Origin of the sequence: Spectribacter acetivorans (assembly GCF_031846305.1) — a bacterium.
In the GTDB taxonomy this organism is placed as follows: domain Bacteria; phylum Pseudomonadota; class Gammaproteobacteria; order Nevskiales; family Salinisphaeraceae; genus Spectribacter; species Spectribacter acetivorans.
Map to the genome: position 1 here is coordinate 1 of NZ_JAVRHY010000006.1, position 23,772 is coordinate 23,772.

The 23,772-nt window shown below is 62.9% G+C and carries 40 protein-coding genes; 22 read left to right on the forward strand and 18 right to left on the reverse strand.

Annotation, left to right across the window (positions count from 1 at the left end; all coding sequences use genetic code 11):
* Positions 1-560 (forward strand): hypothetical protein (locus tag RM531_RS07985; protein WP_311658512.1); only part of this gene is annotated, 560 nt, incomplete at its 5' end.
* A gap of 727 nt (positions 561-1,287) precedes the next feature.
* Here the strand turns inward: RM531_RS07985 and RM531_RS07990 are convergent.
* Both RM531_RS07990 and RM531_RS07995 read right to left on the reverse strand, forming a co-directional pair.
* Positions 1,288-1,593, reverse strand: coding sequence for a hypothetical protein (locus RM531_RS07990; RefSeq protein WP_311658513.1), 306 nt, complete (start codon positions 1,591-1,593; stop codon positions 1,288-1,290).
* Positions 1,586-2,203 carry a hypothetical protein gene (locus tag RM531_RS07995; RefSeq protein WP_311658514.1) on the reverse strand — a complete coding sequence of 206 codons (618 nt, stop codon included), beginning with the start codon at positions 2,201-2,203 and terminating at the stop codon, positions 1,586-1,588. The genes RM531_RS07990 and RM531_RS07995 overlap by 8 nt, the downstream gene beginning before the upstream one ends.
* Before the next feature lie 255 nt (positions 2,204-2,458).
* Here RM531_RS07995 and RM531_RS08000 point away from each other — a divergent pair, with 255 nt between their 5' ends.
* The 20 genes from RM531_RS08000 (at position 2,459) to RM531_RS08095 (ending at position 14,370) form a co-directional block, all read left to right on the forward strand.
* On the forward strand, positions 2,459-2,911 hold the full coding sequence (locus RM531_RS08000; protein ID WP_311658515.1) for a hypothetical protein: 453 nt from the start codon (positions 2,459-2,461) through the stop codon (positions 2,909-2,911).
* Positions 2,912-2,972: 61 nt separating this feature from the next.
* Positions 2,973-3,428, forward strand: coding sequence for a hypothetical protein (locus RM531_RS08005; protein ID WP_311658516.1), 456 nt, complete (start codon positions 2,973-2,975; stop codon positions 3,426-3,428).
* 38 nt (positions 3,429-3,466) lie between these two features.
* Positions 3,467-3,943, forward strand: coding sequence for a hypothetical protein (locus RM531_RS08010; protein ID WP_311658517.1), 477 nt, complete (start codon positions 3,467-3,469; stop codon positions 3,941-3,943).
* A 68-nt stretch (positions 3,944-4,011) separates the two neighbouring features.
* Positions 4,012-4,380 carry a hypothetical protein gene (locus RM531_RS08015; RefSeq protein ID WP_311658518.1) on the forward strand — a complete coding sequence of 123 codons (369 nt, stop codon included), beginning with the start codon at positions 4,012-4,014 and terminating at the stop codon, positions 4,378-4,380.
* A gap of 249 nt (positions 4,381-4,629) precedes the next feature.
* A complete protein-coding gene (locus tag RM531_RS08020; protein ID WP_311658519.1) occupies positions 4,630-5,070 on the forward strand; it encodes a hypothetical protein in 441 nt (146 codons plus the stop codon).
* 317 nt (positions 5,071-5,387) lie between these two features.
* Positions 5,388-5,732 carry a hypothetical protein gene (locus tag RM531_RS08025; RefSeq protein ID WP_311658520.1) on the forward strand — a complete coding sequence of 115 codons (345 nt, stop codon included), beginning with the start codon at positions 5,388-5,390 and terminating at the stop codon, positions 5,730-5,732.
* Between the two features lie 105 nt (positions 5,733-5,837).
* Positions 5,838-6,167, forward strand: a complete 330-nt coding sequence (locus RM531_RS08030) for a hypothetical protein (RefSeq protein WP_311658521.1) — start codon at positions 5,838-5,840, stop codon at positions 6,165-6,167.
* Positions 6,164-6,598: a hypothetical protein gene (locus RM531_RS08035; protein WP_311658522.1), complete on the forward strand. Its 435-nt coding sequence runs from the start codon at positions 6,164-6,166 to the stop codon at positions 6,596-6,598. Before RM531_RS08030 ends, RM531_RS08035 begins: the two co-directional genes overlap by 4 nt.
* Before the next feature lie 148 nt (positions 6,599-6,746).
* Positions 6,747-7,211, forward strand: a complete 465-nt coding sequence (locus RM531_RS08040; protein ID WP_311658523.1) for a hypothetical protein — start codon at positions 6,747-6,749, stop codon at positions 7,209-7,211.
* A gap of 62 nt (positions 7,212-7,273) precedes the next feature.
* A complete protein-coding gene (locus RM531_RS08045; protein WP_311658524.1) occupies positions 7,274-7,744 on the forward strand; it encodes a hypothetical protein in 471 nt (156 codons plus the stop codon).
* Positions 7,741-8,214: a hypothetical protein gene (locus RM531_RS08050; protein ID WP_311658525.1), complete on the forward strand. Its 474-nt coding sequence runs from the start codon at positions 7,741-7,743 to the stop codon at positions 8,212-8,214. The genes RM531_RS08045 and RM531_RS08050 overlap by 4 nt, the downstream gene beginning before the upstream one ends.
* Positions 8,211-8,666: a hypothetical protein gene (locus RM531_RS08055; protein WP_311658526.1), complete on the forward strand. Its 456-nt coding sequence runs from the start codon at positions 8,211-8,213 to the stop codon at positions 8,664-8,666. The genes RM531_RS08050 and RM531_RS08055 overlap by 4 nt, the downstream gene beginning before the upstream one ends.
* A gap of 307 nt (positions 8,667-8,973) precedes the next feature.
* Positions 8,974-10,032 (forward strand): hypothetical protein, encoded by a 1,059-nt coding sequence (locus RM531_RS08060; protein ID WP_311658527.1) that lies wholly within the window; start codon positions 8,974-8,976, stop codon positions 10,030-10,032.
* Between the two features lie 77 nt (positions 10,033-10,109).
* Positions 10,110-10,589, forward strand: coding sequence for a hypothetical protein (locus RM531_RS08065; protein ID WP_311658528.1), 480 nt, complete (start codon positions 10,110-10,112; stop codon positions 10,587-10,589).
* 550 nt (positions 10,590-11,139) lie between these two features.
* Entirely contained in the window at positions 11,140-11,640 is a 501-nt protein-coding gene (locus RM531_RS08070; protein WP_311658529.1) for a hypothetical protein, read from the forward strand.
* Positions 11,641-11,673: 33 nt separating this feature from the next.
* Positions 11,674-12,222, forward strand: coding sequence for a hypothetical protein (locus tag RM531_RS08075; protein ID WP_311658531.1), 549 nt, complete (start codon positions 11,674-11,676; stop codon positions 12,220-12,222).
* 138 nt (positions 12,223-12,360) lie between these two features.
* Positions 12,361-12,891 carry a PH domain-containing protein gene (locus tag RM531_RS08080; RefSeq protein WP_311658532.1) on the forward strand — a complete coding sequence of 177 codons (531 nt, stop codon included), beginning with the start codon at positions 12,361-12,363 and terminating at the stop codon, positions 12,889-12,891.
* Positions 12,892-12,894: 3 nt separating this feature from the next.
* Positions 12,895-13,422 (forward strand): hypothetical protein, encoded by a 528-nt coding sequence (locus RM531_RS08085; protein WP_311658533.1) that lies wholly within the window; start codon positions 12,895-12,897, stop codon positions 13,420-13,422.
* Between the two features lie 61 nt (positions 13,423-13,483).
* The gene (locus RM531_RS08090; RefSeq protein WP_311658534.1) at positions 13,484-13,858 is read left to right on the forward strand and encodes an energy transducer TonB; all 375 of its coding nucleotides are present in this window, start codon (positions 13,484-13,486) and stop codon (positions 13,856-13,858) included.
* Positions 13,859-13,923: 65 nt separating this feature from the next.
* The gene (locus tag RM531_RS08095) at positions 13,924-14,370 is read left to right on the forward strand and encodes a hypothetical protein (RefSeq protein WP_311658536.1); all 447 of its coding nucleotides are present in this window, start codon (positions 13,924-13,926) and stop codon (positions 14,368-14,370) included.
* 14 nt (positions 14,371-14,384) lie between these two features.
* Here RM531_RS08095 and RM531_RS08100 read toward each other — a convergent pair whose 3' ends face one another.
* The 11 genes from RM531_RS08100 to RM531_RS08150 all read right to left on the reverse strand — a co-directional run bounded on the left by RM531_RS08100 (position 14,385) and on the right by RM531_RS08150 (position 20,729).
* The gene (locus RM531_RS08100; RefSeq protein WP_311658538.1) at positions 14,385-14,636 is read right to left on the reverse strand and encodes a hypothetical protein; all 252 of its coding nucleotides are present in this window, start codon (positions 14,634-14,636) and stop codon (positions 14,385-14,387) included.
* A gap of 9 nt (positions 14,637-14,645) precedes the next feature.
* A complete protein-coding gene (locus RM531_RS08105) occupies positions 14,646-15,050 on the reverse strand; it encodes a DUF7831 domain-containing protein (protein ID WP_311658539.1) in 405 nt (134 codons plus the stop codon).
* Positions 15,047-15,250, reverse strand: a complete 204-nt coding sequence (locus RM531_RS08110; protein ID WP_311658540.1) for a hypothetical protein — start codon at positions 15,248-15,250, stop codon at positions 15,047-15,049. Before RM531_RS08110 ends, RM531_RS08105 begins: the two co-directional genes overlap by 4 nt.
* Before the next feature lie 58 nt (positions 15,251-15,308).
* Positions 15,309-15,506, reverse strand: a complete 198-nt coding sequence (locus tag RM531_RS08115) for a hypothetical protein (protein WP_311658543.1) — start codon at positions 15,504-15,506, stop codon at positions 15,309-15,311.
* Positions 15,507-15,567: 61 nt separating this feature from the next.
* The gene (locus RM531_RS08120) at positions 15,568-17,295 is read right to left on the reverse strand and encodes an ATP-binding protein (RefSeq protein ID WP_311658545.1); all 1,728 of its coding nucleotides are present in this window, start codon (positions 17,293-17,295) and stop codon (positions 15,568-15,570) included.
* A gap of 333 nt (positions 17,296-17,628) precedes the next feature.
* A complete protein-coding gene (locus RM531_RS08125; RefSeq protein WP_311658547.1) occupies positions 17,629-17,868 on the reverse strand; it encodes a hypothetical protein in 240 nt (79 codons plus the stop codon).
* Positions 17,869-18,175: 307 nt separating this feature from the next.
* Positions 18,176-18,811, reverse strand: coding sequence for a hypothetical protein (locus RM531_RS08130; RefSeq protein WP_311658548.1), 636 nt, complete (start codon positions 18,809-18,811; stop codon positions 18,176-18,178).
* Between the two features lie 22 nt (positions 18,812-18,833).
* Positions 18,834-19,625: a hypothetical protein gene (locus RM531_RS08135; protein ID WP_311658549.1), complete on the reverse strand. Its 792-nt coding sequence runs from the start codon at positions 19,623-19,625 to the stop codon at positions 18,834-18,836.
* On the reverse strand, positions 19,618-20,004 hold the full coding sequence (locus tag RM531_RS08140) for a hypothetical protein (protein WP_311658552.1): 387 nt from the start codon (positions 20,002-20,004) through the stop codon (positions 19,618-19,620). Before RM531_RS08140 ends, RM531_RS08135 begins: the two co-directional genes overlap by 8 nt.
* Before the next feature lie 252 nt (positions 20,005-20,256).
* Entirely contained in the window at positions 20,257-20,460 is a 204-nt protein-coding gene (locus RM531_RS08145) for a hypothetical protein (protein ID WP_311658553.1), read from the reverse strand.
* On the reverse strand, positions 20,457-20,729 hold the full coding sequence (locus RM531_RS08150) for a hypothetical protein (protein ID WP_311658554.1): 273 nt from the start codon (positions 20,727-20,729) through the stop codon (positions 20,457-20,459). The genes RM531_RS08145 and RM531_RS08150 overlap by 4 nt, the downstream gene beginning before the upstream one ends.
* A 259-nt stretch (positions 20,730-20,988) precedes the next feature.
* Between RM531_RS08150 and RM531_RS08155 the strand changes: the two genes are divergently transcribed.
* Positions 20,989-21,201 carry a hypothetical protein gene (locus RM531_RS08155; RefSeq protein WP_311658556.1) on the forward strand — a complete coding sequence of 71 codons (213 nt, stop codon included), beginning with the start codon at positions 20,989-20,991 and terminating at the stop codon, positions 21,199-21,201.
* A gap of 167 nt (positions 21,202-21,368) precedes the next feature.
* Here RM531_RS08155 and RM531_RS08160 read toward each other — a convergent pair whose 3' ends face one another.
* From RM531_RS08160 to RM531_RS08180, 5 genes are all read right to left on the reverse strand, one after another.
* Positions 21,369-21,560 carry a hypothetical protein gene (locus RM531_RS08160; protein WP_311658558.1) on the reverse strand — a complete coding sequence of 64 codons (192 nt, stop codon included), beginning with the start codon at positions 21,558-21,560 and terminating at the stop codon, positions 21,369-21,371.
* A 26-nt stretch (positions 21,561-21,586) separates the two neighbouring features.
* Entirely contained in the window at positions 21,587-21,910 is a 324-nt protein-coding gene (locus RM531_RS08165; RefSeq protein WP_311658559.1) for a hypothetical protein, read from the reverse strand.
* 156 nt (positions 21,911-22,066) lie between these two features.
* Entirely contained in the window at positions 22,067-22,288 is a 222-nt protein-coding gene (locus RM531_RS08170; protein ID WP_311658561.1) for a hypothetical protein, read from the reverse strand.
* A gap of 112 nt (positions 22,289-22,400) precedes the next feature.
* Positions 22,401-22,886 carry a hypothetical protein gene (locus RM531_RS08175; protein ID WP_311658563.1) on the reverse strand — a complete coding sequence of 162 codons (486 nt, stop codon included), beginning with the start codon at positions 22,884-22,886 and terminating at the stop codon, positions 22,401-22,403.
* 156 nt (positions 22,887-23,042) lie between these two features.
* Complete coding sequence (locus tag RM531_RS08180) at positions 23,043-23,765, reverse strand: DNA-methyltransferase (RefSeq protein WP_311658565.1); 723 nt, start codon at positions 23,763-23,765, stop codon at positions 23,043-23,045.
* Positions 23,766-23,772 lie beyond the last annotated feature (7 nt).

Consider the following 23,772-nt stretch of genomic DNA (forward strand, 5'->3'; position numbering starts at 1 on the left):
ACCTGACCCGCTCCGGCCCGCGCCCACTTGGCGCCCTCGATCAAGGTCAGATCACCACGGTGAGGGGGCCAATCGTGCGCCTGGGCGCCGCGACGCCTGATACCCTCTCCCTGGTAGCCCTGCACATCCATCGCGGCACAGACGGCCGCTATGAGCCCGCTTACGCGCTATCGGTCCCCATCTCATCGAGGGGTTATCCCACCCCGCTGCCGACATCGGGCTGCCGCACCGCGGCCGGGTTGCTTCGCAGCCTGGCATCCGAGCTGCGTTCAGAGTCCGATCTCTCGGTCGGCATTCGAGCTGCGTATCCTGCCGGCCTCAATGCCCCTTGCGATCTCCAGGTCATCTCGACCGGGAAAGCCATGCCGCTGCTCACCGTGACAGCCACTTCGGATCCGGCTGCCCTCGAACGAGCCAAGACCGACACCTCCCTCGCGGTCTATCTGACCGACCGGGATGCGGAGGCGTGCAGTTCGGCATCGAGCACGGCGCGGCAGTACCGCGATCGCTTCCTCGGCCTCTGTCGAAAGCGTATCCACGCCTCGCTCGGTCGATCTTGACGCGCCATCATCGCGAGTCATAGGTGAAGTCCTTCCTGGCGGCCATCGAGAAATGACCCCTTTTTCAGGGGCACCGTGGCGCTATCCCGGACATCCCCATCCCGGTCGGGCATGGATCGGCGCGTGCCGCAACCCACTGCGGACATGTCTTGTCTTTTGTCTCTTCCAGCCCCATAATGAGTTTGTGGATGCGGAGATTATCCGCCCACCCCCCTAAATCCCAATTACACCGAACTGCCCTATCTCTCCCGAGAGTCGGCTCTGTTTGGGGCGTTCGCTTGAGCGCCTCAACCAGAGCAGTCCCTGCGTCTGGGATCACGGTTTCTCAGCCCTCGTGGCTAGAAAGGCCGGACCGCCTCAAGGTCAGCCATCGTCACCGCGACGCTGGTGTTATCCCAACCGACCCAACCTACCTAAGGGGACTGCTATGGTTATTCGCACTTCGACTGGCCGTAAGACTTTCCGCGGCAATTTTGCCGATGCCTACCGTGTCGCCAAGCACTGGTTCCGGGCCTTGCCCGCAACCGAAGCGGTCTACCTCATTGAGCAAGGCCGAACCCCGCTTCGTTTCGAAGCGGACCAGTTGGTGCCGGTCCCCTCGTTGGGGATTGGCTAGGCACAAACGCGATGGTGGTATCACACCACCATCGCAGCCTTGCCTTCCTGGTTAGTTCTTCGTCAGGCGATCCCGCTTTCCCCCTGACATGCGTCTGCCAGATCTACTGCCTTATCGCCGCCGGCGCCGTCGGTTCTCCGCCAGCATTCTCCTCGCATCTTTGTCCATCGGTCGCGCCCAGCCGGGCATCCCTGATCCGGTCATCTCTCGACCGTCGAGTATGCGGTAGCTACTCACGCCCTTACCCCCGTAGCTGTTGCCGCTGGCAGCGATTACCACGGTATCGAGGACCTTGCGCACTGTCTTCTCGTAGAATCGTTCGTACTGTCCCTGGATGCGACGGACCAGCAGGACATCGCCTGGCGCCACGTCGGACAGCACTGCGGCTTGTTCAGTCGTTGAGCGCCTTTCATCCATTCTGGACTCCCTGTCCTTTCCTGTTGCTCAGGTCGGGCCCTCGCCCACGCGCGATGGTGGCCGCGGCTCGGAACAGCACCGATCGCATGCCGGCATGGATCACGCCGGTGGCATCGGCCAGGTGTTCCAGCTCTCCGCTCGGTCGAGCCTTGCCCGTGGCGGTAGCTGCCCACCAGGCACTGGGGTAGCTCTGTCTGGCCCAGGCGATCATGTCCTGTTTGGACCCGAGGTAGCCCAGCGCGCTCATCTTCACCTCGTTAGGCGGCACCGGGATCACGGTGGCTGGCAGCAGCCCCAGTATCCCCAGGATCACGCCCTGGCTTCGAGCGCTCACCGCCGACTTCGAGCCGGCCGGCAGCTCCGTCATGATCATGTCGTGGCCGACAGCCCAGGCGTGGATCTCGGTGCCCAGTTCCCGGGCTCGCCGCAGTTCGTCCTGCATCACGCGCCCGGTTCGGTTCTGACCGACCTTGGCGCCGACCACTCCCATCGACTCGATCTCGACCGCCATCGTATGTGGATCAATGCAGGCTGACACGAGCCCCCATCGCACGATGCTGGGATCCATCCCCAGCACCCGCAGGCAGCTGGGGTCTCGATTTTCTGGCATTCGTCGCTCCTGTGTGGATCGCGGCCGCCGTCACAGCGACCGTTCGTTCCAGCCTATCCAGAAGCACGGAAATGCAAGGCCGGCCACCGCCTGGCGGCATCACCCCCTTTTTCACAGGCACCCGGGTTCGGCCCGGACACCCCCATACCGGTCGGGCATATCACCGGGCGTACCGCGGCCCGGTCGGACGCCTTTTTTTGGCTTGCTTCCCACGCGCATCGGGGATAATGGGCTCTCCACATCGAGCGCACCTCTATGCCCAACGACAACCCTCGCTTCGCCTTCTATTGCCACGCAATAGACATTACCGAGGACTCGCATCAGCCCTATGCGGATGTGTCGGTGGGTTACACCCTGGACCACCCCGACATGGAGCGCCGAAACGATTGCTGGCTTCGCCTTCGCGTATTCGGCAACCAGCCCTTGCTTGGCCCTCTCGCACTCATTCGTGGTTCTGGCTTCGACCGTGAGCGTCTTGCCTCGGTTTATTGCCTCGGTTTTGATCTGTCGCGTCCCACGGTGGACCTCACAGACAACAACAATGGCCTGGATATCTGGCTTGCACCGAAGGGCTACCTCGCTGTCGATCATCTCGACGGTCTCTTGACCGCCTTTGAACCGACAGATACCCGACCCCCACGGGGTCGCCTTCTCACGCCTCGGCTATCGGTCGAATGGCCACAGGACACCGGCTGGTTTGCCCTTTGAGTCTCGGCCCTTGCGTTCTGGCCAGACGCGGGATACTGGAGTGACCCAATCGGAGCGTTCCATGCACTATCCCAAGATCCTCATCCAGCTCGACCGTGTGATCGACAAATGGCCGCCCAGCGCCCACATGCGCCTGAGCGGGGCCTGCCTGGATCGCGAGATCAAGTTCGTGGCTCAGGTGGGCCACTTGTCCTTCAACAAGCCCCTGATGTCCGCCCTGCCGAAGTCATTGCAGCCCTATGTGGCCGCCATCAGTCTTGCCTCGATCAGCCCATCGCATCAGCTTAATCGCCAGCGGGTTTGTCTGACTCGCGCTCGCAGCGCCCCGCCAAGCTCTGGCCCATCCCACGTCGACCTCGAGCTGTTCGGCGGCACCTTCTGGCACTCCGCCAACCTCCACAACATCAGCGGCCACGCGGTCGATGTCTCGCTCAAACCTCGACGGCCAGTAAAGCGCCGCGTGGCCACGCGCAAATGGTCCTCGCAGGCCTCAGACCTCGGCTGGTTTGCGCTCTGAGCCCTTGCGTTCTGCCATCGCCCGGCATAATTGATCCCATGGACTATCCCCGCTTTCTCATCCAGTTCGATCAGGCCAGCGTTATCCGCACCCCTGCCGGCGCATTTAGGAACCTCGCCCAACTGCGCCTGGGCGGCACGTTCCTGTCCCGCGAAATCCGATTCACCACCGGCACTGGGCGCCTTGGCGATCACCGCGTCATTCAAGACGACGTCCCCCACTACTACCGGTCCTACTTTGAGGGTATCGAGATCGCCGGGATCTCCACCTTCGACCCCCAACGCGTGATCTTTCGGCTCGCGCTCGGCAAGGTCGTGGGCCCGACCCCGGACCTGTGCAATCTCAGCCTGACGCGCGGCACCTTCTGGGCGGGCGAGTCTCTGGCGCGTATTGATTCGCGCATTCACCCGCTTGCTGACAAGCCATCTCGCCGCAACGCCCGTCGTCGGGCGGCAGGCAGCCTTGCGCAAGGCTGGAGTGATCAGGCGCCATCAAGTGGCTGGTTTACCCTATGAGCGGCCCCATGCCTCGGTACATTCTCGAATACCTCGGCCGTGTTTCTCCCCAGCCGACAAGCTCTCCCTTGCGGCTGCGTCTGTCGGGTTCGGCCGTGGCCGCACCGCTGATTTTCTGCGCCCTGCGCGGACCCTTCTCGAATCAACCGGTCTTTGACCGCGTTCTGACCGATGTCGACCGACGCCGCCTGCGCTTTATCGAGGTCGACAGCGCCTGCTTCGACCCCGCCTTCACCCGCAAGAACGGTCAGCTCATCCAGCTTTTTAATGCCAGCACCGGATCTGTCATCCCGATGATGCCCGACGCCTTCATCGCGGCCGATACCATTCCGGAACTCATCGGCCCCGCCCGTCCCAGCCGTGATCTTCCCCACAGCCGCAAGCGCGCGGCCATTGACTGGGGTCAGTCAGGCAGCCCCGGCTGGTTTGCGATCTGAAACACCCTTTTTCACCGGCACCCGCGCCGCCACCTGGTAGCCCCGTTGCGGTCGGGCTTGTTTCCGGGCGTACCGCGGCTATGTCGGACGAGCCTTGATCGAGGGTCAGTTCCGAGTTCTGGTCATGGTTTGACCGGAGTAGTGCCCATCGATGCCGCGGATGCCGCGCGGGACTATTCCCTGGTGGCCTGACGCCCGACACCGGTTGCCCCGGGCTTGCGGTTTGGTGCATCCGTGGATAATTGAGGCATGCCTTATCCCCGCTACGTTCTCGAATACCACGGCAGAGTGCTTTGTGGCGACAAGGACTGGACCTCGGCCCTTCGATTTCGGCTTCATGGCCAGTGTGTCGCCACCCCCATCGACTTTCGCGCGGGAGTCGGCGGGCTGCATCATGCTCTCGACGTCTCCTCGACCTCCCTCGACCCCATTCACCGAGATCAACTGCGCGTGCTCGAGGTCATCGCCGATAACTTCGAGCCCTTTCTTCGGGACAAGCCCGGCCGACCGATCATCTTGCGCCATACCACCATCAACACCATCGAGATGGTCGAAGGCAGTTTCATCGCCGCGGACCGTGTCGCCCAGCTTGTCGGCCCCGGCCTGCCCCTGAGCCGGTGTCCGCAGCCACCGGTGCCGCGGGTGGTCGACTGGACTCAAGCCGACACCGCTGGCTGGTTTTCTCTCTGAGGCCCCCTTTTTCACCGGCACCCGCGCCAGCACCCGGCAGACGCTGTTTCGGTCGAGTCCTTTTCGGGGCGTACCGCCACTTTCTCGGACCGAGCTTGATCGAGCGCCGGCGCCCCGCTCATCTTCGTTTGACCTCGCCGCGCCGATTACCTGTTGATCTTTTCCCCGCGACGAGTCTTAACCGCTGGCATCCTCGCGCACTCTGTCATAATTCTCGTATGGTCTACCCCCGCTACGTACTCGAATATCATGGCCGTATCCCAGGCATCCATGACCGTTGGGCCCCGATATTCCGGTTCAGGCTTCACGGCCGAGCTGTGCGCAATCCCATCGACTTCGTCGCCGGGGTTGCCGTTTTCCACCACGGTCTGCCCGAGGACCCCACCTTGCTAGACCCGAAGGTCCGCCAGCGATTTTTCCCGATCAAGATCCACGCTGACAGCCTTGAGCCTGACTCGCTCTCCAAGCCGGGGCAGCCAATCACCGTTCGCAACCTCTCCCGAAAGACCATCTTCCAGATGCCAGAGGGCAGCTTCGTAGCCGCCGACTTGATTTACCACCTTTGCGCTCCGGCACGTCCCCTGAGCGATTGCCCCCAGCCACCGGTGCCGCGGATGGTCGACTGGAGCGTGCCGGCCACTACGCGGTGGTTTGCGGTCTGATCAATCCGCGTCGCCGCCACTATTAGGCGCGAAGGCGACACCTGCAGGCTTGACTAAAAGATAACCAAAAGATATCTTCACGATATAATTTCGACAGAGCCCGCCATGACCGACGCTTCCAGCACTCCCCGGCGCGTCTCGCCCAAGACCGCGGCAGGGCCCCGCGCGGCCAAGTCCACAAAGAGCGATGCGCTGTTGGTCCGTTTCGGTCAGCCTGAGGCCCGTCATACCGTGTCGCGTGACACCGTGCGGCGCATGAGTCAGGAACTTGGCCTGCGCAGCGAGACCCAGGTGGTCCAGTATGCGTTGGCCCAGCTGCGCGACAGCCTGCTACCGCGTTATGAACCCGATGACGGTCCGCTCTCGGCCCAGCAGCTTGAGGAGCTTCGTGCCAGCGTGGACCAGGAGATTGTCGGCGGGCGCTCGCTCGTTTGAGCGCACCTTCTCCCTGGCTGCCGCCACCAGACCCTGGCGACATTGTCTGGTGCCGGTTTCCTGAGCTCGAAAGCCCGGGCCCCGGCCCCAAGCCCCGCCCGGCGCTGGTGATCACCGTCTCTGACCCACCCGACGACACCGACACCCCGTACCGCGTCAGGGTGATCTACGCCACCTCCCGCTTGCGCGGGGCGCCGCCACCGCCTGCCTTCGACATCGAAACGGCAACGCTTGGCTTTGCCGCGTCCGGGCTCGACCGGACCACTCGCTTCGACTTTCGCCAGGCTGTCGTGCTCAACTACGACACGCTCTATTTCCAGGCTCGACCGACACGCCCCGGCCAGCCCAAGGCCACCTCCCCGGTGATGGGCAAGCTCCACGACAGTCTGCTCCCGATCGTGAAACGGGCTCACGACGCCGCCCAGCGCTGACCCTGGCGGCAAGCCCCCGTTTCTACCGGCACCCGGGTGTGTGCCGGGTAAACCCGATCCGGTCGGGCCTGGTACCCGGCGTACCGCCGCCCTTGTGTTTTTCTCTGGCCCCGGATAATGGACCTGACCTAACCCAGGAATCCCACCCATGTCCGATTCAAACCCCCGTTACGCGTTCTACTGTCACAGCATCGGCGTCGATCCGACCCGTTCCTTCCAGCAGGCTCAGTTTTCCATCGCCTTGCCCCGCGACTATCCCGGTAACTGGCTGACGGTGGACACCCCGCTTGGCGCTTGCCTTCTGGATCAGAAACAGGCGGGTCTTTGGCGCCTCGCTGCCGAGCGCGACGTGATGTCCACCCTCACCTTTGATGAATTCCATGATGGCCGCCTGCCTTTCGTGAGCCTGACCGACGACATCGGCAACCTCACGATCGACATTGCCCCGGGCAATCTGGTCCTGCTCGACGAGCTCGCCGGCAGCCATGAGTCCCGTACCTTGCGAGTGGCCCGCCCCGGAATACCGCTGGGTTTGTCGCCGGGCCAAACCCAGCCGCCGGGGCCGCGTCGCATCGATTGGCCGCAGCACGACGCCAAATGGTTTGCGCTCTGACCCGGGCCTTGCATATCCCCTGATACCCGGAGAATGGGAGTCACCTAACCCGGAGATTCCCCATGTCCTACCCCCGTTTTATTCTCGAATGCCAGTCCGTCGACGCGGTCAACCGCGGTCATGACCTTCGCGCCCGGCTCAGATTGAGCGGTGCGGGGGTACTGCGCACGGCGTTATTCTCGGTGGGCACCGGCCCGCTCATGTTCAGCAATACGCTCGCCAATGCCCTCCCTGAGGCCGATAAGCCGCTGTTCGAAGCGCTGTCCATCTTCAACATCTCTCGTGCCCGCGATTCCTCCAACTATGGCGTCATGATCTACGGCCCCGACCTCACCAAGCCCACCGGCGGGCTGGTCATGCTGGCCCATCTCAAGCCGGGCACGTTCTGCACCTTTGCCGAGCTCGCCGACTTTCCGGCAGCGGCGGTGCCGGTCAAACACAAGCCCCGGCGCCCGGCCACCCGTCGTGCGCGCCGCGCATCCCGCCCGGCCTTGTTCGCCGGCGCTGGCAATGCCCGCTGGTTCGCGCTATGAGTAATCCCCGGACCTTTGCCTTCTACCTGCATGCCCTGCGTGACGGGCCCACCACCGATTACTGGCCCATGGCCACCCTATCCATCGGTCTACCCCGCAACGACGACCAGATCGGCTGGCTGACGGTCAACGCCGAGCTCACCGGCCGTCTGCTCACCGACCAGGACCTTCTCAACTGGCCGGTCGGGGCGGTACGCGAAGCCATGCGCGACCTCTACTTTCAGGAAATACCCAAGAAGCAGCCAACCCCCTATATCCGGATCACGACCGGCAAACGCGCCCCCGGCGACTTCAGTCTGCGCATCGCGACCGGAAACCTCATCGAGCTTGATACGCTCAAGGGGCGTCACACCGCGACCGGGTTGGCCATGTCCCGCCCCCTTCGATACTGGCGCGACACATCCGAGGTATCCAACGCCCCGAGCGTTCGTCGCATCAACTGGCCGGCCACCGGCTGGTTTGCGCTATGACCGCACCTGATACTCCAGCACCTTTTGCCTTCTACCTGGAAAGCCTGCTGTGCGACGAGGGCACCCGTTATCAGGCCATCATGAAATTCTCGATCGGACTGCCCCGCGGCGTGTGTGAAAACGGCTGGCTTCATGTCTCGCGCAGCGAGGGCGAAACGCTCTTGAACCAGAATCTCACCCGCATCTGGCCCGACCCCATGCGGCGGTGCCTGGACAATCTCGTGTGTGCCACCCACCACGATGATGTCTCGGACTTTACCCATGCCCGTCTGTCCGATTTCAACCAGGGCTTCCATCTCACCATCGCGCCACGAAACCTCTTCCAGGCCGATCGCCTCAAGGGTATCCACCAGGCCATCGGCGACCCCCGCAACTTGCCGCCACGCCGCTGGCCGCCAACGCCGGCGGTCCGTCGCCTCGACTGGCCGGATTCCGGCTGGTTTGCCCTCTAGGCCTTGAAAAGGGTCATCGCATCTGATTAGGTAAGGACTCTGCACTGCCGAACAGGCAGCTTAGAAAATCATCGCTTTGTCGGTGAGGTATGTTTACTGCCGAATAGGCAGCTCAGAAAATGGCCCGGGTCAGGACTTCATCCACTGCCGAACAGGCAGTCAGGGCGCCTTCAACGGCGCCCTTTTTTGTGGGCACCGTCATGGGGTACGCCAGCGAAAGCCTGCCGGGGCAAGCCGCTTAACCTCTGCCCTCCCTACCGCGTCTGCTTACACTGGACCGAAGGATGCCAACCCTTCGAGACCTGCCATGACCCAGTCGGTCTACGAGATCCACTACGATCGCGGCCGCCATATCACCCGCGGTGACCAGTCCGTACCCGAGATGACGCTGCGCGTGCGCGGCCCCGGCATGACGGAGCTGGTCGAGATTGTTCACGACGGCGACAAGCCGCTGTTTGACCTGATCCTGGAGAAGGCCGGTGACAGCCCCGAGCTGCGGGCCAGTGAGCTTGCTCACCTCACCCTCGGCTGGGAGGACAACAACCTCTACCTGGTACTCATGGCCAACGACCCTCGGTCGAATCTCAACGGCATGGTCGCTCTGGCCATCGGCCAGGTCTGGCGCGGCGACACCTTTGACCGTGCCAGCCTGCCCTCGGTCCAGGATCGCTTCATCATCGGCACTGGCGTGGGATCGCACGACTATGCCGATCGTGGCCGCCATTACATCCTGCACACCCAGCTGCCGCGCTTTCGTGCTCGCGTGGTCATGCCCTACGACGACCCTGATCGCCTGTCCGATTTCGACCTCAGCGATGGGCAGACCTACCGACGTGCCCATCACAACCCCGGCCATCACCCCTTTCTCGCCGCCATCGAGTGGCAGGATGACCCGGAGGCGCACCTGAATGATCCGGCAGCCCGGCAGGTCCTGCTGCACCTGGCCCTGTCCATTGTCGACCGCACCCTCGGGTACCACCGCATTCATCGGCCCAATGCGGACCAGCCGGGTCTGTTCTTCGACCCGCTGGCCGATGCCGAGGCGCTGGCCGACACGCTCTCCCAACGCACCCCGGCCCACCAGCTGATCACCAGCAAGCAGCTCCCGCCTCTGACCCCCGCGAACTGGGAGGTGGATATCGCCAACCATCAGCTCACCCACACCAGCGGCATCGTCATGACGGTCAAACCTGAACCTGACGGCCTCATTCGCGCGGGGCACTGCCAGCTCCCGCCCGAGATCGGCGAGCACCTCGACGCCCAGGGTTACGAGCCGTTCATGCGCTACGCCTTCTCCTTCGCGATTCACGCCTACATGCTCGCCACCCAGGTCGCCAAGGCCCCGGCCGGGCCGCGCCCTCACTGACGCTGCCTGCCCGGGCGGCCGGGCTTGCGCTTTCCGGCGCCCGGGTGACACTGATCCCGTCAAGGAGATAAATCGACATGGGCATTGATCAGAATCAAGACGGGTGGTTTCGCGGCATTCAGTTTCTCGGCTTCACTCGGCACCAACAGCCGCGAGCCAAGCTTCGTATCTGGATCCCCAGTGAAGCCAGCATGAAGCCCTTTGAAATCCGACCCGACATCCTCTTTTCCGGCTCGCTCGCCCTGAAGCCATTTGCCGGTGAAGTGATGGACCTGTACGGGGACCTGCGGATTACCCAGTTCGATAGCAAGCCGGGAAACCACTTCGTGGTCGTCAACAACGTCAGCGACAACACGCCCAACCCGGACGGCCGACTGATTATCACCTTGCGCGAGAAATCCGCCTTCTTCGGAAACGCGGGCACCGACTACCTGATTGCGCTCAAGGCCGGCGAACAGCGCAACGACATCGACAGCCCGATCCCACCCCGACCGGTGCGTCCGGCCGCAGCCGCGCCGATCTTCGATCAGGTCACGGGGGGTTGGTTTGCGCTCTAGCCAACCCCCGACTGTTATGCCCCGCTACCTGCTGCTTTGTGACGAAGTCCGTGCCACATCGCGCGCACCACGCCGGGTAGCCAAGTTCCGCCTGAGCGGCACCTGTGTGCCCGCCGACCTGACATTCACGTTGGGCGAGGGTCTTCTTGTCGACAGCATTGTGCTTGTCCGACACCTTCCCGAGGCCACTTATGACGAGTTCGATCACATCCTGATCAGGGACATCGTCCCCAACCCTCCCAGCATCGAATCTGTCGTATTACTCTTAGACCAGAACCGTCACAGATCCCTGCGCCTACGCCCTCAGACCTTTGTCGCCGCCGACCGTGTTGAAGATCTGTTTTCGTCCCCGCTCCGGCCAATCGCCGAAAAGCCACGACGTGGCCGCTACGCTTACCCGGTCGGATCGCGACCGAGCCAATCGCAGCCTGCAAACCCACCCTCACTGACATGGGCTGATCGAGCGCCCGAAGGTGGCTGGTTCGCCCTGTAGCGGCCTTGCATTGTCCGGCTCCCGCGGATAATGGATCGGGTATCTCAGGAGACAGTCATGGCCATCATCAACGACGACAACGCTCAAGCCCGTGGCATTGAATTCCTCGGCTTCACCAAACACCGCAAGCTCAATCTGCGTTTCCGCATCTGGATTCCCAGCCTCGGCAAGGCCGTGGCAGCCAACATCCAGTGGCTGGATTACCTTCACCAGTCCCCCACCAGCAACCCCCACACCGAAGAGATTCTCACGGTCTACGGCGTGATTACGCCGGCGCTTGTCGAATGGCCCCGCCAGAATGGCGATCAGCGCGGCACGCATGTCACGATCAAGGATCGGGATGCCTCGCCCCCGCTTGCTGATCATCACGCCAACAATCGCTGGTGCCTGCGCATGGCCCCCGGCGCGACGTGGCTGGGCGCCCCCGGCGAGGATGTCGAGGCCGATGTCGAAGCCGGACAGCGCCTCGACCAGCGCTTTTCCGCCCTGCAAGTGCCCGGGCCGGCGCCACGTCAATGGGCCGATCAGGTGGCCAACGCGGGCTGGTTTGCCCTCTAGCCAGACCCTTGCGGTTTGCCGGCAACCCGGATAATGGGAGACACCAACCCGGAGATTCCCATGCCATTACGACCCAGCCACAGACCCGATACCGGCCGCGACGGCGTCAACGTCCGCAGCATCAGCTTCTACCGCTTTTCCCGCCACGACAAACCCAAGGCTATGTTGCGCGTCTGGGTCCCCAGTCAGGCCAAATACCTCCCGGTACTGACCGGATTCCGCGGCATGCTGCACGACCATAGGAACCTGCAGCCGCATCGCGATGAAATTCTTCGGGTCTACGGCGCGTTGCGACTCGTGGCGTTCACCTACAACGGCCGCACGACTGATGACGGCGATATCACCCTTCAGGCGCAATTGCCCAGCCGCGGGGAGCTGCTTGAGCACAACGAGAATTATCTCCACATCAAGCTCCATGCCGAGTCGGTTTTCCACGGTTGTATTGATCGGGAATACGATGTCGAGGTTCAACCGGGAAAGACCTTTGATGACCTGCTGCCGGCCGGCGGCGCCACGCCGACCCCGGCCCAGCGCCTGTCGTGGGCCGATGAGGTCACCGCTTCACCTTGGTTCGCCCTCTGACCCGAAAGCCGCGAAGACAGCCCCACGGCTTCTCTGGGAGCCCGGCGCGAAATCCGTCGATTACGGGGCTTTTTACCGGCCTTGCCGCTTGTCTCACCGGGTTAGGCTCGATCGAGGCACACAGCGGTTTAACAAGCCATGAATGACACCACCACCGAGGCGCCCGCGAACCCGGCACCGGCCACCAACCAAGGCCAGGAGCAGCACCTGTTCCGCGCCCATGTCGGCCAGATATCCCTGGCGGGCACCTACCTGCTGGTCGCCGGTCTTCTGCTGGCCCTGGCCCTGACCAACGCCCAGATTCCCGATCGCACCTTCACCATCGGCATTCACCTGATCTCCCTGTCGATCACTGGCTGGGCGCTCTACCAGATGCTCTACGCCTGGCTGCATACCTACGAGGCCTCCACCGAGCTGCTCAAGGAAAAGCAGGGTGTGCTCAACATCCGCACCGACCTGCTTGAGATCTACCGGATCAAGGACGTGACCGTGCGTGAGCCGCTGCACTACCGGTTCTTTGGCGCCGGCAACGTCATCGTCGAGTCATCGGATCGGACCACCCCGGTGATGACCCTCAAGGCGCTTCCCGATCCAAACACGATCGCCACAACCCTGCGGGATGCCGCCGAAAGCGCCCGGGTGCGAAAAGGCGTGCGCGAGATCGACTAGACGATGCCCTGTTACACCGGCATCGGCTCTCGACAGACACCCGCCGCGGTGCTCGATACCATGCGCCGTGCCGCCACCCTGCTCGGGCATGCGGTCTGGACGCTTCGCTCGGGTGGTGCGGCCGGCGCCGACGGCGCGTTTCAGGCTGGCGCCACCCTGATCGGCGGCAAGCAGGAAATCTACCTGCCCTGGCCCGGGTTCAATGCTGTCGAAAGCCCCTATACCTCACCCACGGAACAGGCCCTGGCGCTGGCCGGCGGCATCCACCCGGCCTGGTCACGTTGCCGGCGGGCCGTGCGCCTGCTTCATGCCCGCAACGTCCATCAGGTCCTCGGTCCCGATTGCACCGAGCCGAGTCTGGCCATGGTCTGCTGGACACCCGGCGGGCGCATCGCCGGCGGCACCGCCACCGCCATTCGCCTGGCCCATCAGCGCTGTGTACCCGTACTCAACCTCGGGGCGTCAGAGCATCAGGGCATGCGTGGCATTCAGGTCGCCGACTGGGTCAACCGGCGGTTGCGTCGCCACTAGGCCCCGCCACGCCCGGTATATTCCTCGGTCAACCCCGACCCCACCCAGGAAGTTCAATTCGATGATCTCCCGCGCAGCAATCTTCGTGTTCATGCTCATCACCGCGGCCGCCCAGGCGCAGAGCGGACAAAGCCAGGCGCTTGAGAAAGCCCTGCGCGCTGATCCGGACACCACATCACCCCAGCACGACTACATTCAGGCCATTCGCGAGCACCTCCAGCGCCACTGGCAGCGCCCGTCCGGACAGGACACAGCGTCTTGTCGAGTCCGTCTCGAGCAACGCCGTGGCGGCCATATCGTGGCTTTCGAGCTGCTCGAGTCCTGTGGCAGCGACGCGCTCGATCGCTCAGTCAAGCAGGCCATCCTCGCTGCCGACCCCCTGCCGCGCCCCCGTCGGCGCGACGCCTTCGTGCCGGAGCTCATCATCGCCTTCTGATCGGGAACGCTCCGCTTGCATCCGGCCAAGTTGCTGGATAATCGAAGGACAGTCAGGAGCCCAACATGCCGACCAAGCGAAAGATCAGCTTCGATTGTTTTATAACGCCCCCGGGGGAAATGCGAGCACGCCTTTATTTCCGGATTCCGACGGCAAGACTTGACGTGGGTGTTGGCCTTAGTGAAACACGCTCGCTGTCACAGGCATTCGCCGAAGTCATGCCACAGCATCAGGGCGAGGCGCTGGCCGTCTATGGCGACCTTCGTGTGGTGGAATTGAGCCCCCCGACCGCGGTGCCGGGTGAAGGCTTCGTTCGGCTCACCGATGGCACCGCCTTCTCTCCCATCGATCTGATCATGCACCCCGGCAGCAGCCTCACCTGGTCCGGCATTGCCAACGTGGTCGACCGCCTGGCCCCGGGCGAGAACAAGCGGTCATTCCCGGTCCTCGGTACCCGGGAACCCGCCGGCCTGTTTGCCGGCACTCCCGATCAGGGCTGGTTCAGCCTCTGACCGACGATCGCCCCTCACGAGTCAGGCTCGAATAGATCAGCTTGCGTCCACCGCCGCGGCACGACGCGCAGCGTCGGGCCTGTTCGTCGTGGCCGCTGCTTGCCGCAGGTCTGACACACGGGCGCATCGATCGGCCCGCCGGCCGTCTTGAACAGCGGGCAGGTCAGCACCTGTTCTGTGCACAGGGAGAGATCCACATCCTCCGGCTCGCACGCACAGTCACCGTGGGGATCGATCGACACCCCGCAGACCTTGCAGCGATCCATGCCCAGCCGTCACTCGACGGCCAGAGCCGACAGCTTGTTGAATCGCGCCTGGATCAGTCGGTGGATAGAAGGCGCTCTGGCTTCCAGCTGAGCCAGTCCTGAGCCGATACCCGCCGCCGGCCACACCACATCCCGGCCAGCCAGTATCACCTGCTCGAGCCCGTCGAAGGCCTCATGGATCGCCGGCACGGCCTTCTGATAGTCGCGCTCGTCGAAGAAGGCATCCTCACGCAACGACGGCTCCCACTTCGTCGGGATGCCCACGGCATTGGGCTCACCGCGCATCTGCGCGGCCTGCCCGCCCTTGCCCCGCCGGCACATGTTGTCGCCGAACACGTACACCCGGTCCGGGTTTGACTGCAGATCGCCTCGTCGGATGAAATCCTGGCGCAGCAGTTTGCCGCGGGTGGTCATTCCGGCAGACCCCGGCCCACCGGGACGCTCCATCGCATTCGCGAACCTGCGATGCGGCCTTCCTGGTAGACCTGGCCACGGGGCGACACCAGCCGGTACACCCGGTCAACCTGGGCAACGCCATCCAGGAATACGTCTTCCCGAGCCTGCTTCTTGAGCGCCCCGATGTAATCACGTCGTCCGATTTCATTGAACGTCATGCCGGCAATGCTCCGCTGCAGGACCCATTCTGGCGACTGACCGGGACGATGATTGCCATCACTCTTCATCATCACCTCCGAGTCCATCAGTCTCGGCCAGCGGCACCGACAGCCACTCGCCATCCACATACTCCCTGGGCCCGGAATCCTCGAGCCCCACGATCTGGATCATGCCGTCGTCGGCTGAGCTCAAATCGTCGTCCGATACCGTTCGGGCCTTCTTGATCGATCCATCCTCGAAAATAAGCAGATACATGGTTCACCGTGTCGTTGTTGATCGGACCGGGTAACGCCCGGCATGGGGTGACCCGGGGCGGCTAAGCCGCCACCCCGGTCTCCTCGCTGTCGTCCATAACTCGGCCTTCGGTGGCCACCCACCGCGGCACCTTGAGCTCGTAGCGCGCCAGCGCCTTGCCGTACTGGCGAATCGCGCAGTCCACTATCGCCCGCTCACGCCACTCCGGGTGGGTGATCAGATCGTGGAAATCCTCGTAGAAGGCCTGGCTATGCGTGTGCGTGTCATCCGCGCTGCTACTGTCGTGCATATATTCGTGCAGCAGAATCTTGGTCATCCGGGTGAATCCCTCCACCCCCTTGCAGGCATCGGCGACCGCGTCCAGGTCCACGGCGATGTAGGATGCACCGTCCGTCCAGGCAGTCGCGGACTCGCTGCGACCCGCGCGCAAGGCTCGTGAATAGCGCACCTTGCGGCGGATGCTGGCAATCTCGCCCGCCACGCCATCGTTAAGGGCCTTGACTGCCGTCAGCTGTGCCTTCTGGCGCTTCGTCAGGTCCTTGTCTCCGATTATCTCGTGGGTGAAGTTTTGCTCGGCACGCAGGCTCTCCCATTCGACGCCCTGCAGGCCGCGCCAGTGCCTCTCCAGCTTCCATAGCTGTCGCCGGGCTTCGTTTTTCGCCCGACTGTTGACATAGCTCAACGGCCCGAGTTCTTCCTTGATCCGCTCGTTGATCGCGTTGACAAGCTCCTGTCCGTCCTTGACCCCGAACCACTCGGCAATCTCCGGCGCCAGTACCAGCGCCATCTTCGATGCCAGCAGCTTGTCGGCCACCATTGAGCCGCGCTTGTCGGCAATGGCCACCCGATTGAAGCCGGTCACCGCACTGAGCTTTCGCGCCCGACCACGGCCGTCCACCAGCACCGCCTGATCGCAAATCTCGGTGTAGGGGATGTCGCCGGCGATCCAGTCTCGGATCAGCATGCAGCGGCTGTAGTCGTCGAGCCGCTCGCGTCGGGTCTTGGCTTTCAGGCCGGCGGCGGTGCGCAGGCAGTCACGAATCTTCGGCCACACCTTGCACTGGGCCCGCAGCACGTCGTTGCGGGCCATATTCAGCGACAGGGGCTTGCGGCTGACCACGATCCCGCCGATCCCGAACTCATAGGCACTCACCCGGCCCACGAAGATGCCCTGGTTGTAGATCAACAACGAGGACTGGTCCCGGAACTTGAAGTAGGCCTCCTCGGTAGTCTGATCCCACGACTGCTCTGCGGGGTCGGTCGAGATTGCTTCCCCGTTGAAGTAGATGGGGATGCCGGCATACTCCAGCCATTCCTTGAGGGTCCGCGCGACCGTCTGGATATCGCGTGGATCAAGCGGCTCGTAGAACTCGCCCTCGATCAGGCAACCCGGCCGGTGGTCGGCCTCGCGGATATCGTATTCGAGCCCTCGCTCGCGGATGTCGACATCCAGGGCGAACCCGTTCGTGCGATAGGTGGCGCGACAGTAATTCCACAGCTGACCACGGCCAAGCCCGAACTTGCCATAGGTCCGCTGGTTGTTATCGCCGTGATCGAACCCGAAGGTGCCGAAGGTCGCGCGAATCTCCTCCGGGTCTTTCCACCCGCGACCGTCATCCGACACGAAAAGCGTTTTGCCCTTGGCATCAATCCTGATGTCGATCCCGCTTGCACCGGCGTCGATGCTGTTCATCACGAGCTCGAGGATGGCTTTCTCGACCGATCCAGCCTGGGAACTGATCAGGTGCTGGATGATGTGGTTGTCGACGGTGAACTGTTCAGTTGCCATGGTGAGGCGCCGGGCTTACGCCCGGCCCTCCATGGTGATATCCCACATCGGCGACATATCTTCGTCGTAGGGGTTGTGATCGGAAGGGCCGGGGCTATCGAAATCATCCATATCCATCATCTTTCTCCTTGAGTTGAGCGGGTGAATTCACACCCGATAACTCCACGATACGGATGCCCGTGAAACCGCAACCCCAGAATTCGCTCCAGCCCTTATCCCTGCCCGTCTTTCGCCAGTGATACGATCTTTTTACCCCTTCACGGGGAATCCTCAACCGCTTGCGCGGCGCCATAACTGCCCGCCCTGGGCTGACACCAGCTCTCGACCTCGCGTTTAGTAGTTGTCACCACCATCACCGCCGTCAAATGAACCGTCGAGCAGCGCTACCTCGTTTTCCTCGGGACCGTGCCGCAACGACCGCGCGAATCGCAGTGAGCCCGAACCAGTCCCACCGAAAACGGTCAGGCCGATAGCGTCAGCCTCCCGCGCGGCCCGGCTCAACCGCGACGCAATGCTGGCCACCTTCCTCGGGTCCAGCCCGAACTCCCGGCACTTGTCTTCGTTCACAAACATGGCGCACCCATAAGTCGTTGAATTAGGCAGTGCCGGCTCAGCCAGACGTGTCCATGCCACAAAAGAGGCGGTGTATCAGCTGGTGGTAGGGGCACATGAATTGCCTCTCCCACTGATTCTTGGCCATCGCTTCGAGCGTCCCTCCCGAATACCAGGAGTCGGGCCAGGGCATGCACAGCTCACCGGTGAAGCCGTCAGACACACACCCGCCACACCACTCCCCATTTTCGTCTCGACAGACGAAAAGCCGACCGTGCACATCACAGAAATCCAGACAGGTGCACTCAACCATCACCCCATCACCCCATCACCCGGACGCGGCGACGATCTCCTCCAGAGTTGGTAGCGACCGGCACTCACCCAGACAGTGGTCGATGAACGCCTGCCCCTGCTCGCTGCCGACCCAGCGCATGACCTGCGCCAGGATCTCGTAGTCGGAGAATCTCAACTCAGGGTCGCGGGACATGGAGACGCCGCCGTTGTACTCGCAAAGGCAGTCATCCGGGGCGAGCAGATGTTCGATCAGCCGCATGCCGCCGTTGATGATGCGCATCCGTCGGTTCTCTTCCGACAGCGCCATCTCGAATACCGTCTCCCGCGGCGGCGGGTTGCTCACGATCGAGAGCTGCTCCCACAGCGCCTGAGCGCTCGCCAGCAGACCCTGGCCGCAGTTGGTGCCCAGCCACGCCACCATCGAAGCGGCGACCGTGGCGTGTCGCTGGTTCAGATTTTCCGCCACGGCATCCTCGAAAATGCTCACGAAACGCGCATTTGGTGGCGGATCGATGCTGCCGACATCGTCATCGAACGGATCAACGGGCGGCGTTGCCATGAGCTCGACCCAGCAGCGATGGAATACCGCCTCTGGGTGGTTGGCCCGCGGACCGCGCACCGGCGTGTGGTCGAACTCGGGCAGCTTATAGGTGTAGGGGTAGAATTCCATGTTGACTCCTTGCAGCACTGACTCAGTTGCCCATACCGGACAGACTGAATCGCCCGTCCTCCATGTCGGCGGCACACCTCACCCATATCTCGCCGCCCTCAACCGCGCGGTAGAGGTACGCCGGCTCACCCGTCGCCTCCAACCGGTAGACATCCGGCCCGCCAATTATCTGGTATCGCATGCCCTTTCGGTGCACCACCACGGCGCCTACTGGAAAGACGGGGTGCTTAATCAGCGACGGGAGCGACGCCCTCCCTTCCCGCTGTCCGATCTGGCCCGTTTCGTTACTGCCCGTGCAGGCAAACCGGTGGTCCTCGGCTTTCGGACATCGCTTGTTGCCACAGTCGCTGCACACGATCATCTGACAGGCGCTCAGCGGAAGGCCGCCGTCGCCTGTCAGTCCCTTCGCTTCGATACAGTGGTGACACTCGCACTGCCTGCCGTCATTGGCGTTGCCGGCGGGCGTGACCGCGGCATGCCAGTTGGCACAGGCCGCCGCGGTCGTAATGATGTGGTGCTGGCACTTATCCTGATCGCCATACCGCGCCGCCTGGCTTGCCTTGGTTGCCAGGTGGGCGATAAGCCACAGCCACTCATCGGCCGACTTGTTTTCATCATGACCGCCCGGCCAACGCTCGCGTTGATGGGCAGTCTCACGCAGCACTGCCTCGCGAAAGTCGATCAGCTCAGGGGTATGCAAAAGCGCGTGCATTCGAGCCAGCGCATCGGCCGCCTCGTGGCACTCCGGATCGGTGTCCGGGCTTCGGGCGCGCAACGCCTCGATTAACCCAACGATGGCGCCCGGACTACTCATCGGGGTCACGCCCGGGTAGCGGCGAAGACAATGGCTTGGTCGCCTGCTTGGCCTGAATCTGAGGAATCTTGCGCCACACTCGCGCCAGTTCATCTTCGCCGGCGGCGTCCATGTCCAGGCCCTGGGCCAGGCAAAGGGCCGCCAACGTAATCTGCACCCCGCCGACCTCTTGATGCGGCTCACCCACCGGGCGACCAAAGACGTAGTCCACCAGTTGATGGCAGCTCTCCGACGTCGCGCCGCAGGATTGGACCAGCTCGATGGCCTCCTCGAGGAACCGGTAATTTCGCTCTTCCGCGTCGCCGGCGACCATCTCGCCAAAGCATGCTTGCATCCAGGGCGCAACACGGGCCTGGAATGGCTCGTCCTTATAGGTCACGACGCAGTCCCCGCGAAATATGTCGTTCGTAGACAGCGCACACTTTCCAGCAGGCCGCCATCGGCGCCTTGTGCTTGCGCCAGACTGATTCCGACCGCTCTCCCGCATCCGCACTGAGATCCCACAGCGCCTCTGCGAGAGCCTCCCTAGCAGGCCGCGGCAAGCGCCGAAGTCGCTGGAAGGCCGGCAGGCCCAACACCGGATTGCGGACCTCGGCCTGATTCGACCGAACCAGATTGCCACGCGCCGCCATCACAAACCGCCCTTCGATGACGCAACAATATCGAGCGAAATGGCATTGGTGGCTTCCGGATGCACCGCAAGCTTGCCGCGACCAAGTGACCTGATCGTAACCGAGTCCTCCCCGTAGCCAGGGATGATCTCGAAAGCAGGCTTCCCCTCCTGATCGAAGATCAGTACGCGGCCCTCCTCAACAAAAACGCGAGACCCGGTCATGACTCGGCCCCACTCTCGCCTATCACTCCCATGACCGGTTTCCTTGCCGGCATCAGCCGATCATCGATGTCACTTCGATCGACCTTCACCTCAATGATCTCCGCAGCCACGAATTCGTCGCCTTCCAGGTGTTTCTTTCGAAGCGACTCCAGGTACCCGGGGTTCTCGGACATCTCGCCCTCCGACATCACACCCAGGCACTCGTAATCGAACTCGCCTTCGTAGTAACAAAGCCGTTGTGCGAAAAGAACGTGAATGGAATAAGCCATGTCAACTCCTGATCGGTTCACACCAGATTACCCCGGCCCCTGAAACTGCAAGCCCGCAAATCCCCCCGCCGGAATTGCCCTTTACCAGCCCCACTCCCTCCGTCCAGATGGCAGCCTGAAATCGATCTCTGCCCTCGTTTGGGCATCTCGCGCGAGCCATCGCGCACAGCCCTCACCCTGACCGGGTGACAGCACCACCCAACCTTCCCACCCAACCGGCTGGCCGATCTCCCGGCCCGCAGCACTGGAGGTATTCCCTATGGATATTCAGTCTTTCAAGGCGTTCAGCCGCTGGCTGGCAGACGATCTCACCAGCACCGAGGAAATTCTCGAGCGCCGATCCAAACTGGTCTTTGCTGTCGAGCAAGCGCTCGTGCGCGGTGAAACCGACCTCGTCTCGGCGGGCCGTCACTGGTTGAAGCTCATTGACGAGGAGATGGATGTGCGTGAGGAGTTATCCAGGCGCGCATGAGAAAAGGGGCCTCACGGCCCCTTTTTTTTCGGGTATGTGTAACGACGTGGTACAGGTTGGATGACGCATACCCACAATAAAAAAGGGAGGCCCGAAGACCTCCCTTTCACCCAACCCGCAACGGGTCCCACCCCGCTGCGATTCCCTAAGGATCGGTGGACGGTGGCTTAACGCACCGCTTTGAGCCGCCCTCGCGGCTTGAGCTTATCGGCCGCAGCCTCGCGATCGGCAAGCCGGGAAGCCGGATCGATCGCGGCCAGCATCAGCGCCTCGATGTCCTTGCGGGCCTGCTGCCCACCAGAGATCACCTGAAAGCCGCTTCTGCGGTTGTCGCTTGCTTGACTCATGCTATCCATCATACCGAGATTTCTCTCAATGCAAACCCCTATCGGCGGGCGCGTCGGTTCTCGGGACGACCCAGGTTGCAACGTGAATTCCGGTAGGTCATCACGTAGTAGTCCCCCATGCCCAGATAGAAATGAAGCCGCGACAATTTCCCGCTTTCCTCGCGGACGCGATAGTAGGCACAGCCCATCACATCATAACCGGCCAGCTCCACCCGTGTGCGCCAGTCATCCGTTGACTCGCTCGTATGACCATCGACCGGGACCGCAAAGGCCAGCGCCCAGGCGGCCAGCCACAGCAACCAGCCGCGGACAACGCCACTCTGTCGATCGGAATGGGATTCACTCAGTATCGTCTCGGGCATGAAGCTCTCCGGGTAGGGGGCGCCTGGCGCCGATGTCCCTTCGAAGCTATCCCGAGACCGGGAATATGCAACGCCCCAGCCCGGCCTGGCAGCACCCCGTTTCTCATGGGCACCCGGCCGCTGCCTGTTACCCGGAATTTGGGTCGGGCCTTCCGATCAGCGTACCGCCGCCGATCGCTTCCAATACCCCCGCAATAGGCTTTCCACCTCTCCCGCGTTGCGACAGACATGCACGATGTCTCCGCACTCCTGCACGATCACGGGTCGCCCACTCCCCGCCATTTCCATCAACGCGCGCTTCAGCATTTGCTGCTCATGCTCGCTTTGTGCATCGCGAATATGGTCTAGCTCGACGGTGTTCTTATCCCTTTTGTCCATGACGTCTCCTATTCAGGTCATCCGACAAGCGATTCCTGTCGGTTCACCCTCTATTTAGAGATCTGGAGTTTCTGATCACGCCGGTTTGTCGCCAGCGGACTTTCCCCGGGGTTCAGCGGCTGCCGATAACGCCATTCATCGCTTCAACGATCCGATCCAGGGTGTTTGCATCCCACAGCTCCGGCCCATGGACCACCGCCTTATAGGAGCCCACCTGCAGGCTTGCTGACTGCTGTCTGGCTTTTCTCGCCACCTCGATCCAGCTGATGGTTGCCGTGGCCTGAATGTCCTCGGGCGCATAGTCCGCCCAGGCCATGAGAATCGCGCAGTTGCAGGTAAATCTCGTCTCGGGCTGCTTTGGCCGCATACCTGAGGCCAGCAACAGGTCCTGGCTAAGCCATGCCGCCGCAGCGCCGTCGCTACTGCGAAAGCTCAGGCGGGCACTCAACACTGACATCAGGCGCGTGGAACGCTCCAGCACCTCGCAGGGCAGGACCCCTCTCTCGCCGGCGGCAACGAGGAAGATCGATTGGCCATTCAATCGATGGCCTACCAGCTCCGCGTTGGGTTGCTCGTGTACGGCTTCGGCTGGACGCATGAAACCCCTGTCAGTCAGGACTCGACAGGACGCGGACCGATCCAAACTCACAGGAATGCCGCACCCATTGACAAGCATGTTGCCAACCCAACCGCCGCAACAGGCCCCTTAATACCCCTGCAATAGGGCCGCATTTCCACCCAGGCGAGTGCTCGATCAGCAGATATCCATCACCAGTTGCTGGGTTTTCTTGCTGGCGCCTGCGGCGATGTGCCCGCTGGCAACGGCCTCGGCCTGCCAAACCGCCACGCTCTCGTCTGTCACGCCAGGCAGCTTGCACACCGTTCCCATTCTTGTGGCTGCCAGGCGCTGAGCGCGCATGTCTTCGTAGAACAGGTCGGCGCCGATGAAGGATCGCCCCTCACGCTTGGCGGTGGCCGTGGTAGTGCCGCTGCCATCGAACGCGTCGCATACCAATTCGCCCGGCATGGTGTAGAGGCGCACCGCTCGCTCGACCAGGGCGCTCGGAAACTGGGCCGGGTGCCCGGTCTTTTCCGGATGGTTGTGGCCTATGTTGGCGATGTCATTCCACACGTCGGTCGGGTGGGCCCCCAGAGGATGCCCAGAAAGCTGGCCGCGGCGAGGACCCTTGAAGGCGCGCTTGCCCGGCTGCTTCTGCGCGATCCGGGCAGCATTGACATTGAAGTGCGCCGGCTCACCCTTGCTGAGTATCAGGGCCACTTCGTGCCGGGCGGCCAGCCGCCGCCGCGGCGTCAGGCCGTGCCCAATAGTCCAAATCACGCGGTTCTGGAGCGTCAGGCCCATACCGCGCAGGTGCTCCAGCAGCAGGCAGCCCATCGGCAACAGGCGCCCCTGATCGTCCTTTGTGGCGCCGACCTGCAGGAACAGTACGCCGCCCTCGGCCAGCGTCCGCTCCATTCGAGAA

Coding starts and splice junctions, on each gene's coding strand:
- RM531_RS07990 (WP_311658513.1), bottom strand. CDS start 1,593: ATGGATGAAAGGCGCTCAACGACTGAACAAGCCGCAGTGCTGTCCGAC.
- RM531_RS07995 (WP_311658514.1), bottom strand. CDS start 2,203: ATGCCAGAAAATCGAGACCCCAGCTGCCTGCGGGTGCTGGGGATGGAT.
- RM531_RS08000 (WP_311658515.1), top strand. CDS start 2,459: ATGCCCAACGACAACCCTCGCTTCGCCTTCTATTGCCACGCAATAGAC.
- RM531_RS08005 (WP_311658516.1), top strand. CDS start 2,973: ATGCACTATCCCAAGATCCTCATCCAGCTCGACCGTGTGATCGACAAA.
- RM531_RS08010 (WP_311658517.1), top strand. CDS start 3,467: ATGGACTATCCCCGCTTTCTCATCCAGTTCGATCAGGCCAGCGTTATC.
- RM531_RS08020 (WP_311658519.1), top strand. CDS start 4,630: ATGCCTTATCCCCGCTACGTTCTCGAATACCACGGCAGAGTGCTTTGT.
- RM531_RS08030 (WP_311658521.1), top strand. CDS start 5,838: ATGACCGACGCTTCCAGCACTCCCCGGCGCGTCTCGCCCAAGACCGCG.
- RM531_RS08040 (WP_311658523.1), top strand. CDS start 6,747: ATGTCCGATTCAAACCCCCGTTACGCGTTCTACTGTCACAGCATCGGC.
- RM531_RS08045 (WP_311658524.1), top strand. CDS start 7,274: ATGTCCTACCCCCGTTTTATTCTCGAATGCCAGTCCGTCGACGCGGTC.
- RM531_RS08050 (WP_311658525.1), top strand. CDS start 7,741: ATGAGTAATCCCCGGACCTTTGCCTTCTACCTGCATGCCCTGCGTGAC.
- RM531_RS08055 (WP_311658526.1), top strand. CDS start 8,211: ATGACCGCACCTGATACTCCAGCACCTTTTGCCTTCTACCTGGAAAGC.
- RM531_RS08060 (WP_311658527.1), top strand. CDS start 8,974: ATGACCCAGTCGGTCTACGAGATCCACTACGATCGCGGCCGCCATATC.
- RM531_RS08065 (WP_311658528.1), top strand. CDS start 10,110: ATGGGCATTGATCAGAATCAAGACGGGTGGTTTCGCGGCATTCAGTTT.
- RM531_RS08070 (WP_311658529.1), top strand. CDS start 11,140: ATGGCCATCATCAACGACGACAACGCTCAAGCCCGTGGCATTGAATTC.
- RM531_RS08075 (WP_311658531.1), top strand. CDS start 11,674: ATGGGAGACACCAACCCGGAGATTCCCATGCCATTACGACCCAGCCAC.
- RM531_RS08080 (WP_311658532.1), top strand. CDS start 12,361: ATGAATGACACCACCACCGAGGCGCCCGCGAACCCGGCACCGGCCACC.
- RM531_RS08085 (WP_311658533.1), top strand. CDS start 12,895: ATGCCCTGTTACACCGGCATCGGCTCTCGACAGACACCCGCCGCGGTG.
- RM531_RS08090 (WP_311658534.1), top strand. CDS start 13,484: ATGATCTCCCGCGCAGCAATCTTCGTGTTCATGCTCATCACCGCGGCC.
- RM531_RS08095 (WP_311658536.1), top strand. CDS start 13,924: ATGCCGACCAAGCGAAAGATCAGCTTCGATTGTTTTATAACGCCCCCG.
- RM531_RS08100 (WP_311658538.1), bottom strand. CDS start 14,636: ATGGATCGCTGCAAGGTCTGCGGGGTGTCGATCGATCCCCACGGTGAC.
- RM531_RS08105 (WP_311658539.1), bottom strand. CDS start 15,050: ATGACCACCCGCGGCAAACTGCTGCGCCAGGATTTCATCCGACGAGGC.
- RM531_RS08110 (WP_311658540.1), bottom strand. CDS start 15,250: ATGACGTTCAATGAAATCGGACGACGTGATTACATCGGGGCGCTCAAG.
- RM531_RS08115 (WP_311658543.1), bottom strand. CDS start 15,506: ATGTATCTGCTTATTTTCGAGGATGGATCGATCAAGAAGGCCCGAACG.
- RM531_RS08120 (WP_311658545.1), bottom strand. CDS start 17,295: ATGGCAACTGAACAGTTCACCGTCGACAACCACATCATCCAGCACCTG.
- RM531_RS08125 (WP_311658547.1), bottom strand. CDS start 17,868: ATGTTTGTGAACGAAGACAAGTGCCGGGAGTTCGGGCTGGACCCGAGG.
- RM531_RS08130 (WP_311658548.1), bottom strand. CDS start 18,811: ATGGAATTCTACCCCTACACCTATAAGCTGCCCGAGTTCGACCACACG.
- RM531_RS08135 (WP_311658549.1), bottom strand. CDS start 19,625: ATGAGTAGTCCGGGCGCCATCGTTGGGTTAATCGAGGCGTTGCGCGCC.
- RM531_RS08145 (WP_311658553.1), bottom strand. CDS start 20,460: ATGACCGGGTCTCGCGTTTTTGTTGAGGAGGGCCGCGTACTGATCTTC.
- RM531_RS08150 (WP_311658554.1), bottom strand. CDS start 20,729: ATGGCTTATTCCATTCACGTTCTTTTCGCACAACGGCTTTGTTACTAC.
- RM531_RS08155 (WP_311658556.1), top strand. CDS start 20,989: ATGGATATTCAGTCTTTCAAGGCGTTCAGCCGCTGGCTGGCAGACGAT.
- RM531_RS08160 (WP_311658558.1), bottom strand. CDS start 21,560: ATGATGGATAGCATGAGTCAAGCAAGCGACAACCGCAGAAGCGGCTTT.
- RM531_RS08165 (WP_311658559.1), bottom strand. CDS start 21,910: ATGCCCGAGACGATACTGAGTGAATCCCATTCCGATCGACAGAGTGGC.
- RM531_RS08170 (WP_311658561.1), bottom strand. CDS start 22,288: ATGGACAAAAGGGATAAGAACACCGTCGAGCTAGACCATATTCGCGAT.
- RM531_RS08175 (WP_311658563.1), bottom strand. CDS start 22,886: ATGCGTCCAGCCGAAGCCGTACACGAGCAACCCAACGCGGAGCTGGTA.
- RM531_RS08180 (WP_311658565.1), bottom strand. CDS start 23,765: ATGGAGCGGACGCTGGCCGAGGGCGGCGTACTGTTCCTGCAGGTCGGC.